Here is a 14331-nt window from a genome sequence, read left to right as displayed (position 1 = left end):
AAAAACCTCGCAAGAAAACTTACGAGGTTTTAAAAATATTTTAAATCCTAAACTACATCGTTTCCATCTTAAAGCTCATACTCTCAATAACTTTCAAGATTGCTTCAACCGTATCCATTGATGTTAAACAAGGAACACCGTTTTCAACGCTCATTCTTCTGATCTGGAAGCCGTCTCTTTCAGACTGTTTACCTTTCGTCATCGTGTTGACAACATACTGAACTTTTCCTTTTTGAATCAAGTCTATTAAGTTCACACTTTCTTCTCCTATTTTGTAGCCTATTTTACAAGGAATACCTTTTTCTTCAAAGAATTTTGCCGTTCCTTCAGTTGCCCAGATTCTGAAACCAACTTCATGGAATCTTGATGCCAAATCTGCAGCTTCCTGCTTGTGCTTATCAGCTACCGTGAACAAGATTGAACCGTGCATTGGAACTTTTCTTCCTGCTGCAACCAATCCTTTGTAAAGTGCTTTTTCCAAAGTCGTGTCTTTCCCCATCACTTCTCCTGTAGACTTCATTTCTGGTCCTAAAGAGATATCAACCTTAGTTAATTTTGAGAATGAGAAAACAGGAACTTTTACGAAAACACCTTCTTTATTCGGAACCAATCCGTTTTTGTAACCTAAATCTTTAAGTTTCTGACCTAGAATTGCTTTTGTAGCCAAGTTTGCCATCGGAACATCGGTAATTTTCGATAAGAAAGGAACTGTTCTTGATGAACGTGGGTTTACTTCAATCACATATACATTTCCTTCAAAAAGAACGTACTGAATATTCATTAAACCAATCACATTCAATCCTTTAGCTAATCTTTCTGTGTAGTCAACCAAAGTATCGATTTCTGCCTGAGAAACATTCTGTGGCGGATACACGGCAATTGAGTCACCGGAGTGAACCCCTGCTCTTTCGATGTGTTCCATAATTCCAGGAATGATTACCGTTTCGCCGTCGCAAATCGCATCGACTTCTACTTCTCTTCCCGTTATGTAACGGTCAACCAAAACCGGCTGATCCGGACTTGCGTCTACCGCAAATTCCATGTAGTGAGCCAATTCTGCTTCATTGTACACAATTTCCATGGCTCTACCTCCTAAAACATAGCTTGGACGAACCAAAACCGGATAACCAATCTCGTTGGCAATCACAATCGCTTCTTCTTTTGAAGTCGAAGTTTTTCCTAAAGGCTGAGGAATTCCCATTTCCTGAAGGGCTTTTTCAAACTTATTTCTGTTTTCTGCTCTGTCAAGATCTTCCAATGAAGTTCCTAAAATCTTAACTCCGTAAGCTGCTAGTTTATCTGCTAAATTGATCGCTGTTTGTCCACCGAATTGTACAACAACACCTTTTGGTTTTTCAAGGTCGATGATGCTCATCACATCTTCTTCCGTCAAAGGCTCGAAGTATAATTTATCTGAGATTGAGAAGTCTGTAGAAACAGTTTCAGGATTATTGTTGATGATAATCGCTTCGTAACCCATTTCTTTGATTGCCCAAACCGAGTGAACGGTTGCGTAGTCAAACTCAACTCCCTGCCCGATTCTGATCGGACCAGAACCAAGAACGATGATTTTTTCTTTATCGGTTACTACAGATTCGTTTTCTTCTTCGTACGTACCGTAGAAATAGGGAGTTTCGCTTTCAAACTCAGCAGCACAAGTGTCTACCATTTTGTAAACCGGAATAATTCCGTTTTCTTTTCTGAAATTGTAAACTTCTCTTTGAGTAGATTCCCATAAGTGAGCGATATTCTGATCTGAGAAACCTAATTTTTTAGACTGAATTAAAATTTCTTTATCGAATCTATTAGCTGCAATTGTCTTTTCGAAATCAACTAATTTCTTTAATTTCCAGATGAAGAATTTGTCTATTTTACTCCATTCTACGATTTGTTCCCAGTCGTAACCTCTTCTTAAAGCATCACAGATGATAAACAATCTTTCGTCGTCACAAACCTTGATTCTTCTTTCGATATCTTCGTCGGTTAAAGCTGCAGCTTGTTTTGTTTTTAAACCTAAATGTCTCAAGCCTGTTTCCAACGAACGAACTGCCTTCTGTAAAGACTCCTCGAAGTTTCTTCCGATTGCCATTACTTCACCAGTCGCTTTCATCTGAGTCGACAATCTTCTGTCAGCTGTTTCAAATTTATCGAAAGGGAATCTTGGGAATTTAGTTACCACATAATCCAAAGCCGGCTCGAAACATGCGTAAGTTTTTCCTGTAACCGGATTCATGATTTCATCCAAAGTTAATCCTACAGCTATTTTAGCAGCAATCTTTGCAATCGGATAACCTGTTGCCTTACTTGCCAAAGCAGATGAACGGGAAACTCTTGGGTTCACCTCGATGATGTAATATTCGAATGAATGTGGGTCTAAAGCCAGCTGTACGTTACATCCTCCCTCAATTCCTAAAGCTCTGATGATTTTCAGTGAAGCGTTTCTCAACATCTGATATTCTCTATCAGAAAGCGTCTGAGAAGGCGCTACAACGATTGAATCTCCGGTATGAACCCCCACCGGATCTATATTTTCCATGTTACAAACCACAATTGCGTTGTCGTTTGCATCACGCATTACTTCGTATTCAATTTCTTTGAAACCTGCGATCGATCTTTCGATCAGACATTGCGTTACCGGGCTGTATTTCAGACCTAATTCTGCAATTTCTTTTAATTCGGCTTCGTTGGCAGCGATTCCACCACCTGTTCCTCCCATTGTGAAGGCAGGACGAACGATTACCGGATAACCGATTTCTTCAGCAAAGCTCAATGCTCCTTCTACCGTTGTTACGATATCTGATTCAGGAACGGGTTCATTCAATTCTCTCATCAATTCACGGAACAAATCTCTGTCTTCCGCTCTGTTGATGGCTGAAAGTGTAGTTCCTAAAACTTCCACTTTACATTCTTCAAGAATTCCTGATTTCTCAAGTTCAACCGCCATGTTCAAACCTGTTTGTCCACCAAGCGTTGGTAAAAGTGCATCCGGACGCTCTTTTCTGATGATGTGACTTACAAACTGAAGTGAAATAGGCTCGATGTAAACCTTGTCTGCGATTTCTACATCCGTCATAATCGTTGCAGGGTTTGAGTTGATCAAAATCACCTTGTAGCCTTCCTCTCTTAGAGAAAGGCAAGCCTGCGTTCCTGCGTAGTCAAATTCCGCTGCCTGACCGATGATGATGGGTCCGGAACCGATTACTAAAATTGTTTTTATGTCGTTTCTTTTCATTTTTAAATTTTCCTTTTTTAATGTTGAACCCCTTCAGGGTTCGGTGATGATTGTGTTCATCTTTGTCCACGGATTTCATCCGTGGCTATTTTTGTTGAACCATTTCATGGTTCTGATTATAATTCTATTTTACTATGGTCATTAATTTTGAAAAAGCTCAGCATTAATAATTTTTCCATTTAATTTCTTCAAAAATCACATTCTTTTTTTGTTTGCTTTTGACAGCCACAAAGTGGCTGAACATGACTAGCCATAGGTGAAACCTATGGACTGAACATTGCCATCACAATTTAACAACCCATGAAATGGGTTGAACTACGCCCACAAATATTTTCCATCAAATTCAATCCCATTAGCTCGCAACAAATTTTTATATTCATCCTCAAAAGACTCATGTTTGTGATGTTCTTTTTGATTTTTAATATAATTAATGACTGCGTCTTTATCTTTTTCAGAGTATGTAAACACACCATAACCACTCTGCCATTCTTCAAAATCGGGAAATAATCCACTTTGTTTAATCCACTGATTGCTTGCAATTTTAATATCTTTAACAAAATTACTCAGTGAAACTGAAGGATGTAAATCTATAAACAAATGAATATGATCTGGCATTCCATTAATCCTATAAAGTTTGCAATTTTTATTCTTGACAATTCCCCAAATATATTTATATAATTGATCTTCATGCTCAATACTCAACACTGGTTTTCTATGTTTTGTACTAAAAACAATCTGATAATATATTTGACGGAATGTTGACATTTCTATTTAATTTTAAAATCCTCCATCAACGTGATGAAATCATCAAATAAATAATTCGCGTCTTCAGGTCCTGGGCTCGCTTCAGGGTGATACTGAACTGAGAAGCAAGGATGAATCTTGTGTTTCAAACCTTCATTTGTCCTGTCATTCAATGCGATATGAGTTTCTATTAAATCTGTTCCTTTAAGACTCTCCTGATCAACTGCATAACCATGATTCTGAGAAGTGATCGCCACTTTATTCTTTTCTAAATCTAAAACAGGGTGATTTCCTCCTCTGTGACCGAATTTTAATTTAAAAGTTTTTGCGCCGCAAGCCAGTCCAATCAACTGATGACCAAGGCAAATCCCGAAAATTGGAACTTTTCCTAATAACCCGCGGATCATGTCCAAAGCGTGTTGATTGTCTTCAGGATCTCCAGGACCGTTGGACAACATAATTCCGTCCGGATCCATAAGCAAAATTTCTTCTGCTGTTGTATCCTGTGATACAACAATAATATCACAATTTCTTTGAGATAACTCTCTGATAATTCCTAATTTAGAACCAAAATCAACAAGTACTACTTTAAATCCTCTTCCCGGATTGGCATAAGATGTTTTTGTAGAAACCTGCTCCACCTGATTGGTTGGAAATGTAGTTGATTTTAATTCTTCAACTGTTGTATTTTCGTCTGCATCTACATTCACGATTTTTCCTTTGACCACACCTGAATTACGAAGAATTCTTGTTAGTCTTCTGGTATCGATACCTGAAATTCCTGATAGATTTTTCTTTTTAAACAGTTCCTGTAAAGTAATCTGTGTTCTGAAATTGGAAGGTAAATCGCAAATTTCCTTTACAATAAGACCTTTGATTGCAGGCTCGATGCTTTCGTAGTCATCACGGTTTATCCCGTAATTTCCGATCAGCGGATACGTCATGCAAACAATCTGACCGCAATATGATGGGTCAGAAATCAATTCCTGATATCCCGTCATTCCGGTATTGAAAACCACCTCTCCTGCTGTTTCCAATTCTGCTCCGAAACCTTCTCCATGAAATACTTCACCGGACTCCAGTATTAATTTTTTCTTCATTTTAACTTTTTATCTTTATTTCTATTTTTACTTTTTTACTTTCTTTAACCACCCCGTCAAAAATTCTTTGAATTTTCGCCACCCCTCCAAGGGAGGGGAATTTTGTGAGTGCTTATTTATTTAAACCTCGCTAATTGAAATGTTAATCAATTAACTTGGCTCTTTTACTTTTACCTTTTTACTTAAAAGTGAACCCTTTTTCTTCCAAAGCATTTTTCAGAATCGCCATTCTTGCGAAAACTCCGTTCTGCATTTGTTTGAAAATTCTTGAGCGTTCACATTCCACCAAATCGGTATCGATTTCTACGCCTCTGTTAATTGGTGCAGGATGCATAATGATGGCTTCTTTTTTCATGGTTTTTTCTCTGTATTTCGTCAAACCATATTTCTTATGATATTCCGATGCTGAGAAACTCATTTTTGAATCGTGTCTTTCGTGCTGAATTCTCAATAGCATCAAAACATCTACATCGTGAATCATTTCATCTACAGAAAGATACGTACCGTTAATTAAAGCTCCTTCGTCAAACCATTGTTCAGGTCCTGAGAAGTAAACTTTAGCACCTAATCTTCTTAAAGCTTCTGCATTTGAGTTGGCAACACGGCTGTGTTTTACATCTCCAACGATCCCAATTTTTAAACCTTCAAATGTTCCGAATTCCTGATAGATCGTAAGCAAATCGAGCATACATTGTGAAGGGTGATTTCCTGTTCCGTCGCCTCCGTTGATCACCGGAATGGTAATGTTTTTCAAATCATCAAAATAACGGTCTTTTTTATCTCTGATCACAACAAGATTTACACCGATGCTTTCAATCGTCTTTACGGTATCATATAAACTTTCACCTTTATTGACAGAACTGTTGGATGCATCGAAAGGAACGACCTGCAAACCCAATTTTCTTTCGGCAACATCGAAGCTTGTTTTGGTTCTTGTGCTGTCTTCAAAAAACAGATTTGAGCAGAAAACCTCGCCTTCAATTTTGGCAGTTTTTCCGTTAGCAAAAGCTAAAGCTTCCGTCAGTATCTTGTTGATTTTCTCTGTACTTAGTTCGGTAATCGTAAACATATTATCTTAATTTTTGAACATAAAAAAAGCGAAGAAAATATCTTCGCTTAAAATAAATAAATATCGTAAAGGGCGTCTACGCCCGGTAATTCTAATGATATAAATACTGTGTTATTCATTAGGTGCAAAGATATAACATTTGGGCAACATGACAAAGCGAAACTTTAAAAAAATTAAAAAACTTCAATCGCTGGTTATTCTCATTTATTCTTAATATTTTTGTTAGAATTCAAATACAGTTTATGGACGCAAAAGACAGGATGATTCTCAGCATAATTCAGGAAGATTCTACTTTCTCGGTAAAAGAAATTTCAGAGAAAATAGGTTTAACCTTTACTCCAACCTATGAGCGTATCAAACAGTTGGAGAAACAGGGAATTATTGAGAAATATGTCGGTCTTCTAAACCGTGAAAAACTGGGTTTAAATATTGTCGTTTACTGCAACGTCCGTCTCAAAGAGCAATCTAAAAAAGTTCTGGAAACGTTCGAAAAAAACATCATGCAACATGATGAAGTTCAGGAAATCATTAGTCTTTCCGGTGAATATGATTATATGCTGAAAATTATTGCAAAAGATATTAATTCTTATAATGATTTTACGGTTAATGTGATTTCAAATATTCCCAGTATTGGGCAATATCACAGTTCTATCGTGCTTCATGAGGTGAAAAAGTCGACTAAGTTTAAGATTGATTTGGGATAGTTTTTCGTTTAAATCAAAACATTTAGCTTAATGATTTTAAAGATGCTTCGACTACGCTCAGCATGACACTGCTACAAATAAATCGCTAATAAAAACAGATAGTATTAGAGATGTCATGCTGAGCTCCGTCGAAGCATCTAAGAAAGTTTTAAATTTAAAATATCAACCCAACAACTTTTTTTTCAATTTACTAAACTGATATTCAATTCTATCCAAACAAAGATTCCCAATACTTCCTTCATGAGTATGGTTTAGATTTCCTATTTCAAAATCAAACTCATTATTTTCAATCTCCTGCCCCACTTTTACATACGCATCACGGAATGAGCTTCCGTTTTTCACTTCTTCATTGATCTTCTCTACACTGAAAAGATATTTGTACTTTTCATCTTCCAAAATTCCATCCTTCACCTGAATATTCGACAATGTATAGCTTAAAATTTCAAGACATTCTCTCAAGGAATCGATTGCTGGAAAAAGAATTTCTTTCGTCAACTGCATATCTCGGTGATAGCCTGAAGGAAGGTTATTAGTCAACAAAATAAACTCATTCGGCAACGATTGAATTCTGTTGCATCGTGCACGAACCAACTCAAAAATATCCGGATTTTTCTTGTGAGGCATAATGCTGCTTCCCGTTGTAAATTCTTTTGGAAAGCTTATAAAATCAAAGTTCTGGCTTAAATACAGACAAACATCATAGGCGAATTTCCCCAGCGTTCCTGCCAAAGTTGCCATTGCCATCGACAACATTTTCTCTGATTTTCCTCGTGTCATTTGAGCATACACCGAGTTATAATTCATCGATTGAAAACCTAAATTATAGGTCGTACTCTCACGGTCAATCGGGAAAGACGAACCGTAACCTGCCGCAGAACCTAGTGGATTTTTATTAATGATATTTTTTACTGAAAACAACATTTCAATATCATCTAACAATGCTTCAGCATAAGCTCCAAACCATAATCCAAAAGATGAAGGCATAGCAATTTGCAAATGCGTATATCCAGGAAGAAGCACATTTTTATGCTGATCTGCCAATTTGATTAATATTTGAAAAAATTCATCTGTCAAAGTTGTAATCTCACGGATTTCGTCCAGTAAATACAGTTTAATATCCAACAAAACCTGATCATTTCTTGAACGAGCGGTGTGAATTTTCTTTCCTGTATCGCCTAATTTTTCAATTAAGATAGACTCAACTTGCGAATGAATATCTTCCGCATTTTTATCGATTTCAAAAGTTCCGTTTTCAATATCTTTCAAAATTCCCTCCAAAACAGACAACATCTGCTTTGATTCTTCATTGGAAATAATTCCAACTTCTGCCAACATTTTACAGTGCGCCATCGAGCCTTTGACATCGTATTTTGCTAGACGCTCATCAAAGTCAAGATCTTTCCCGACTGTAAATTTGTTGACTAATATATTGGTGGCATTATCGTCTTTTTGCCATATTTTTTTCATAAAATTCTTTTTTTATTTTAAAAATTTCTTTTGTCTTGAAATCGAAGATTCGACGAAGTCAAACAAAAGAAACAAAAATTCAAGACTTGGAAACTCCGGCTAAAATTTTAGATTATCTCCTAAAATTTCCAAAACTCGGGCGGGAAGTATTATTTGAAATAATTAGATTATTTTTTGCCGCCACTCAGACAGTGGAAATTTTTTAACGGAAATAATATAAAATTTCTTAACGCCTCCGTTTCCTAAGTCATTATTCGCAGACTTCATAGACTTCCATCATCCGCCATCCAGCTTCCAGCCAATAAAACCTTCTCCAAAATTTTGATGTAAATCTCAATTCCTTCCGCAATTTCTTCAATGAAAATAAATTCATCTGCGGTGTGAGAGCGTGTGCTATCTCCGGGACCGAGCTTTACAGATGTACATGGAATAATCGCCTGATCGGACGATGTGGGCGAACCGTAAGTTGTCCTGCCGATTTCCAGACCTGCCTGTACAAATGGATGATCCATTTCAATTTTTGAAGAATTTAGCCTGAAAGACCTCGCTGTTAACCTTGATTTCATCTGCGACTGGATGATTTCAAACGCTTCTTCATTAGAATATTCATCCGTAACTCTCACATCTAAAGTAAAGGTACAAGATTCCGGAACTACATTATGCTGAACTCCCGCATGAATTCCCGACAAAGTCACTTTAACTTCACCCAAATAATCTGAAACCTTTGGAAATTTAAAGCTTAAAATTTGCTGCAAATCTTCCATACATTTTACAATCGAATTATCATCATTCGGATGAGCGGCGTGAGAAGGAGTGCCTTTCATTTCACCATCAATAACCAATAATCCTTTTTCCGCAATTGCCAGATTCATCTGCGTTGGTTCTCCTACAATGGCAAGCGCGATATTTGGTAGCTGAGGAAATAAAGCTTCAATTCCGTCAAATCCTGAAATCTCCTCCTCAGCCGTCAAAGCAATCACTAAATTATATTTTAAATCTTCTTTATCATAAAAATGTAAAAAAACCTGAGCCATCGAAACCAGAGAAGCTCCAGCATCATTACTTCCCAATCCGAACAGTTTTCCATTCTCTTCAATCGCTAAAAAAGGATCTAAAGTGTAAGCTTTATTTGGCTTTACGGTGTCGTGATGCGTATTCAACAAAATCGACGGTTTGAAAACATCAAAATTTTTGTTCACCGCCCAGATGTTATTTTTAAAACGTTTTGTAGGAATTTGCTGTTTTTTGAAAAAATTTTCAATTTCCACAGATGTATTAAATTCATCTTTGCTGAATGACGGAATTTCAATCAGTTTTTTCAGCAAATCCACTGCGTTATTCAGTAATTCTTCTTTACTATAAACAGATTTCAGTTCCTGCATGATGGTTTTCTATGTGGTTTTTCAGTTCGGTTTCTTTAATTAAGAATACCTTATTTACATTATTTTTTACTGCTCCAAGAGCGTTTTCCAACTTGGGTAAAATTCCTTTATGAAGTTTCCCTTCCTCTTTTAAGGTTGAAAACTCTTCTTCAGAAATATTTTTTATCACAGATTCAGAATTATTTACATCTTCCAAAACCCCTTCTTTATCGAAACAATATAATAATTCAACATTATATTTTATTGATAAGGCCTGAGCAATCACCGAAGCAATCGTATCTGCATTGGTATTGAAAAGATTTCCTTTTTTGTCATGTGTGATTGCCGAAAATACGGGAACAAGTTTAAGTTTAATTAATTTTGAGATTAATTTCCTGTTCACGCTTTTCTTCTCAATATCTCCCACAAATCCAAAATCTATTTCTGCATGTTCTCTTTTTTTGGCTTTAATTAGATTGGCATCAGCGCCAGAAAACCCTATTGCTTTGCATTTTTTCTGCTGAAGTTTTGCCACAATGTTTTTATTGATACCTCCCGCATACACCATCGCTACAATATCCAAGGTATCTTTATCTGTGATTCTTCGTCCGTTAATCATTTTTTGTTCAACGCCCAGTTTATAAGCTAAGGTGGTTGCTAATTTTCCGCCGCCATGAACCAGAATTTTCTTTTCCTGAATATCAGAAAACTGCTCCAGAAATCCATCCAATAATTCCTCATCATCGATTAATGCGCCGCCAATCTTTATGATGTATAATTTTTCTTTCATTGCAAACCTTTTTTGAGAACCTTGTAAAGACTTAAAACCTTGACAAGGTTTGCGATTGTAAACCTAACGGGTTTTAAAAACCCGTTAGGTTTGATTTTATTGTAAATTAAACTCATGAAACCTCATAGGTTTTAAAAACCTATGAGGTTTAGTTATTATTAAGAATTCAATTCATCCAAAATTTCAGAGAAAACTGCCTGAGCAGAGAAAATTCGGTTCTTTGCCTGTTGGTAAATAATAGAATTTTCGCCATCCATTACCTCGTCACTCAATTCTACATTTCGACGAACCGGAAGACAGTGCATTACTTTTGCGTGGTTGGTATTTTCAAGTTTTTCATTCGTCAGCATCCAGTTTTCTTTCACTTCAGGCATTGCTGCATAATCATCAAAAGACGACCAGTTTTTTACATAAATAAAATCTGCATCTTTCAACGCTTCATCCTGATTATGGATTACTTTCACATCTTTTGTAAAATTTTCATCCAAATCATAACCTTCCGGATTCGCAATCACCAATTCAACATCCATTTCCTGCATCCATTCTGCGAAAGAATTTCCTACCGCATGAGCAATCGGTTTGATGTGAGGTGCCCAAGTCAGCACCACTTTCGGCTTATGTTCTTTTTTCCAGTTTTCAGTAATCGTGATACAATCTGCCAAACTTTGCAAAGGGTGACGTGTAGCCGACTCCAATGAAATAATGGGAACTTTTGCATGTTGCTCGAACTGGCTTAAAATACTTTCATTCACATCATCTTCCTTGCTTTTCATTCCTGCAAAACAACGCACTGCGATGATGTCACAATATTGATTTAAGACTTCAATGGCATCTTTGATATGTTCAACAGTATCACCGTTCATTACGGCTCCGTCTGCGAATTCCAGATTCCATGCTTCCTGAGCTGCATTTAAAGTTAAAACATTTAAACCTAAATTTTGCGCTGCAATCTGACTGCTCAAACGAGTTCTCAAACTTGAATTTAAAAACACAAGTCCGATTGTTTTTCCTTTTCCTTTTTCGGTTTCAGAAAGAGGATTTTCTTTAATTTGTAACGTTTTTTTTATAATTTCCTGTAAGTTTTCAACATCGCTTACAGAGGTGAATTTTTTCATTTGAAAATTTTTATTTTTTCAATGGACAAATGGAATATCCATTTCATTTTGAATTGATTTTAAAGATTTTTTATCTTACATATTATGTTGAGTTTTTAACGCTATGGTCGCAAAGTTTTTTTTTAATTAAACTTGAAAACATTTTCGTTCGCATGGGCGTTTCACTCAGCAATTGAAAATTGTGTTTATCATTCTGAACGAAACAAAGTGTAGTGAAGAATCTCTTTTTTATCATATTAATAGATTCTTCCTTCGTCAGAATGACAGACCGCAGAATTTTCACATTCTAAATATTCTCCAATACTTCTTTCAAGGCATTAATAAAAATATCTGTTTCTTCTTTTTTAATGTTAAGCGCCGGAAGAATCCTCAATACAGCCTTATCATTGGAGTTTCCTGTGAAAATATGGTGATTGTACAACAGGTTATTCCTCACTTCCGAGCAATCCCTGTCGAGTTCAATCCCAATCATCAAACCTTTCCTTCGGATGGTTTTAATATGTGGAAAATCTTTAATTTCGTTTTCAATATAAGCGCCCATTTCCTGAGTATTTTCGATAAGATTTTCATCTTTGATAACGTCTAACACAGCGATCGCAGCTACACAAGCTAAGTGATTTCCGCCAAAAGTTGTCCCTAGCAAACCATTGCTTGCATGAAATTTTGGATGGATCAATACTCCTCCGATTGGAAAGCCGTTTCCCATTCCTTTGGCCGTTGTGATGATATCAGCTTCAATTCCAAATTCCTGATGAGCAAAGAAATATCCGCTTCTTCCGTATCCTGACTGAACTTCATCCAAAATCAAAACAGCATTGTATTTTTTGCATAATTCTTTGATTTTGCTTAGAAATTCAACTGTTGGAATCATAATTCCGCCAACTCCCTGAATTCCTTCAATGATTACCGATGAAATTTCACTTCCTTGTTTTTCAAAAACCGTTTCAAGCTGTTCGATATTATTCCATTCAGATTTGATGAATCTTTCGTCATAATTTACCGGAGCTACAATTTTCGGGTTATCCGTCACGGAAACTGCCGCCGAAGTTCTGCCGTGAAACGAACCTGAAAAATACAATACTTTGCTTTTCCCGTTGTGAAAAGAGGCCAGTTTTAAAGCATTTTCATTTGCTTCAGCTCCTGAATTACACAAAAATAAATTGTAATCTTCCAAGCCTGACAGTTTTCCTAATTTTTCAGCCAATTCAGTTTGCAATTCATTCTGAACAGAGTTTGAATAGAAAGATATTTTATCTAACTGGTTTTTTAATTGAGTTTGATAATGCGGATGGTTATGACCGATAGAAATTACCGCGTGACCTCCGTAAAAATCAAGATATTTTTCTCCTTTATCGTCCCAAAGAAATGATCCCTGAGCTTTTACCGGATTTATATTGAATAATGGATATACGTTGAATAAATTCATGTCTATTTATAAATGATAATTGATTTTAGATGAATGATCTACAAATTCTTTTTTAATTTTTCTTTTGTCTTGAAACAAAAGAAACAAAAATTCAAGACTGGAAAATTCTGCTAAAAATTAAAATTTAATCCTAAAACCCCAAAAACTCACACGAATTGGATACTTGTTTTTTGATTGAGAATTTGTCTCGTGCTCAAACAGTGGGAATTTTTTAACGGATTAAATTTCAATTTTCTTAACGCTTCATTTTCCTAAGTCGGATTATTGTCCGTTTTAAAATGCAATAGGTTTTAAGTTCAATCCTAAATTCTCTTCCCACCCCATTGCAATATTCATGTTTTGAACTGCCTGCCCAGAAGCTCCTTTCAACAAATTGTCAATCGCTGAGTGAATAACTGCAACATTTCCACTCTTTTCTATATGAATCACACAGCGATTGGTATTGACAACCTGCTTTAAATCAATTGCTTTCTCACTTACCTTTACAAAAGGTTCATCTGCATAAAAATCCTTAAACAATTGATGAATATCTGAAAGTTCTAAATCTGTTTTCACCGTGGAACTCGTAAAAATTCCTCTCGCAAAATCTCCTCTCCATGGAACAAAATTCAGACTAATTTCATTCGTATTAAAAGAAACTAACTGCCGTAAAATCTCATCTACATGCTGATGTGTCAAAGTTTTATATGCCGAAATATTATCGTTTCTCCAGGTAAAATGCGTCGTTGGCTGCAAAGACTGACCGGCACCTGTTGAACCTGTAATTCCAGTTGTGTAAACCTCATTCAACAATCCTTTTTGAGCTAATGGAAGTAAAGCCAATTGAATTGCAGTCGCAAAACATCCCGGATTTGCAATACTTTTTGATCCTAAAAGTTGTTTTTTGTTGATTTCAGGCAAACCGTAGATAAAATTTCTGTTTCCTAAATTACCCTCTAAACGAAAATCATTTCCTAAATCGATCACTAACGTTTCATCTTTTACATTATTTTGAGTCAGCCAATTTTGACTTTCTTTGTGAGGAAGACATAAAAACAAAATGTCTACATCTTCAGGCTGATCCGTTAAAACCATTTCACAAACTGTCGCTAAATCCGGGTACAAATGTGAAATCTTTATTCCTGAATTTGAACGACTATATAAAAAACTCAAAGTCACATTTGGATGAAAAGCCAACAGACGAACTAATTCGCTTCCTGCGTATCCGTTGGCACCGATGATTCCTATTCTTTTTTTCATTTTTATGTTGCCACAGGTTTCACCTATGGTTATTATTGTTGAACCCTTCGGGTTCATTGGTACATTGATTTTCGATCCATAGGT

At 36.1% G+C, this 14331-nt stretch carries 11 protein-coding genes; 1 reads left to right on the top strand and 10 read right to left on the bottom strand.

The genetic code is table 11. The features are described from left to right. Positions 1-52: 52 nt before the first annotated feature. The 4 genes from carB to LNP04_RS00495 all read right to left on the bottom strand — a co-directional run bounded on the left by carB (position 53) and on the right by LNP04_RS00495 (position 6145). A complete protein-coding gene (gene carB / locus LNP04_RS00510) occupies positions 53-3232 on the bottom strand; it encodes a carbamoyl-phosphate synthase large subunit (RefSeq protein WP_229984637.1) in 3180 nt (1059 codons plus the stop codon). A 315-nt stretch (positions 3233-3547) separates the two neighbouring features. Then, positions 3548-3997 carry an IS200/IS605 family transposase gene (gene tnpA, locus LNP04_RS00505; protein ID WP_229984636.1) on the bottom strand — a complete coding sequence of 150 codons (450 nt, stop codon included), beginning with the start codon at positions 3995-3997 and terminating at the stop codon, positions 3548-3550. 2 nt (positions 3998-3999) lie between these two features. Then, positions 4000-5076 carry a carbamoyl phosphate synthase small subunit gene (locus tag LNP04_RS00500; RefSeq protein ID WP_229984635.1) on the bottom strand — a complete coding sequence of 359 codons (1077 nt, stop codon included), beginning with the start codon at positions 5074-5076 and terminating at the stop codon, positions 4000-4002. Between the two features lie 178 nt (positions 5077-5254). After that, entirely contained in the window at positions 5255-6145 is an 891-nt protein-coding gene (locus LNP04_RS00495; protein WP_229984634.1) for an aspartate carbamoyltransferase catalytic subunit, read from the bottom strand. A 242-nt stretch (positions 6146-6387) separates the two neighbouring features. On the opposite strand from LNP04_RS00495, the gene LNP04_RS00490 reads away from it, so the two are divergent. Further along, positions 6388-6849, top strand: coding sequence for an Lrp/AsnC family transcriptional regulator (locus LNP04_RS00490; protein WP_047442942.1), 462 nt, complete (start codon positions 6388-6390; stop codon positions 6847-6849). Between the two features lie 162 nt (positions 6850-7011). On the opposite strand, the gene argH is transcribed toward LNP04_RS00490, so the two are convergent. The 6 genes from argH to argC all read right to left on the bottom strand — a co-directional run bounded on the left by argH (position 7012) and on the right by argC (position 14247). Continuing rightward, positions 7012-8316, bottom strand: coding sequence for an argininosuccinate lyase (argH, locus tag LNP04_RS00485; protein WP_229984633.1), 1305 nt, complete (start codon positions 8314-8316; stop codon positions 7012-7014). A 263-nt stretch (positions 8317-8579) separates the two neighbouring features. Continuing rightward, positions 8580-9698: a M20 family metallo-hydrolase gene (locus LNP04_RS00480; RefSeq protein WP_229984632.1), complete on the bottom strand. Its 1119-nt coding sequence runs from the start codon at positions 9696-9698 to the stop codon at positions 8580-8582. Next, complete coding sequence (gene argB, locus LNP04_RS00475) at positions 9673-10467, bottom strand: acetylglutamate kinase (RefSeq protein ID WP_229984631.1); 795 nt, start codon at positions 10465-10467, stop codon at positions 9673-9675. The genes LNP04_RS00480 and argB overlap by 26 nt, the downstream gene beginning before the upstream one ends. 158 nt (positions 10468-10625) lie before the next feature. Beyond that, positions 10626-11582, bottom strand: a complete 957-nt coding sequence (locus LNP04_RS00470; RefSeq protein ID WP_229984630.1) for an acetylornithine carbamoyltransferase — start codon at positions 11580-11582, stop codon at positions 10626-10628. 286 nt (positions 11583-11868) lie between these two features. Continuing rightward, entirely contained in the window at positions 11869-13008 is a 1140-nt protein-coding gene (locus tag LNP04_RS00465) for an aspartate aminotransferase family protein (protein ID WP_229984629.1), read from the bottom strand. A gap of 273 nt (positions 13009-13281) precedes the next feature. Beyond that, positions 13282-14247: an N-acetyl-gamma-glutamyl-phosphate reductase gene (gene argC, locus LNP04_RS00460; RefSeq protein WP_229984628.1), complete on the bottom strand. Its 966-nt coding sequence runs from the start codon at positions 14245-14247 to the stop codon at positions 13282-13284. Positions 14248-14331: the final 84 nt, after the last annotated feature.

The organism is Chryseobacterium sp. C-71 (assembly GCF_020911865.1).
Taxonomy (GTDB): Bacteria; Bacteroidota; Bacteroidia; order Flavobacteriales; family Weeksellaceae; genus Chryseobacterium.
Note: the sequence above shows the minus strand (reverse complement) of the source record. Positions and strands in the feature narration are given on the sequence as shown.

Bases quoted from the DNA above. Each gene is read 5' to 3' on its own strand.
- argB (WP_229984631.1), bottom strand. From the start codon at position 10,467: ATGAAAGAAAAATTATACATCATAAAGATTGGCGGCGCATTAATCGAT.
- LNP04_RS00470 (WP_229984630.1), bottom strand. From the start codon at position 11,582: ATGAAAAAATTCACCTCTGTAAGCGATGTTGAAAACTTACAGGAAATT.
- LNP04_RS00495 (WP_229984634.1), bottom strand. From the start codon at position 6,145: ATGTTTACGATTACCGAACTAAGTACAGAGAAAATCAACAAGATACTG.
- tnpA (WP_229984636.1), bottom strand. From the start codon at position 3,997: ATGTCAACATTCCGTCAAATATATTATCAGATTGTTTTTAGTACAAAA.
- argC (WP_229984628.1), bottom strand. From the start codon at position 14,247: ATGAAAAAAAGAATAGGAATCATCGGTGCCAACGGATACGCAGGAAGC.
- argH (WP_229984633.1), bottom strand. From the start codon at position 8,316: ATGAAAAAAATATGGCAAAAAGACGATAATGCCACCAATATATTAGTC.
- LNP04_RS00490 (WP_047442942.1), top strand. From the start codon at position 6,388: ATGGACGCAAAAGACAGGATGATTCTCAGCATAATTCAGGAAGATTCT.
- LNP04_RS00465 (WP_229984629.1), bottom strand. From the start codon at position 13,008: ATGAATTTATTCAACGTATATCCATTATTCAATATAAATCCGGTAAAA.
- LNP04_RS00500 (WP_229984635.1), bottom strand. From the start codon at position 5,076: ATGAAGAAAAAATTAATACTGGAGTCCGGTGAAGTATTTCATGGAGAA.
- LNP04_RS00480 (WP_229984632.1), bottom strand. From the start codon at position 9,698: ATGCAGGAACTGAAATCTGTTTATAGTAAAGAAGAATTACTGAATAAC.
- carB (WP_229984637.1), bottom strand. From the start codon at position 3,232: ATGAAAAGAAACGACATAAAAACAATTTTAGTAATCGGTTCCGGACCC.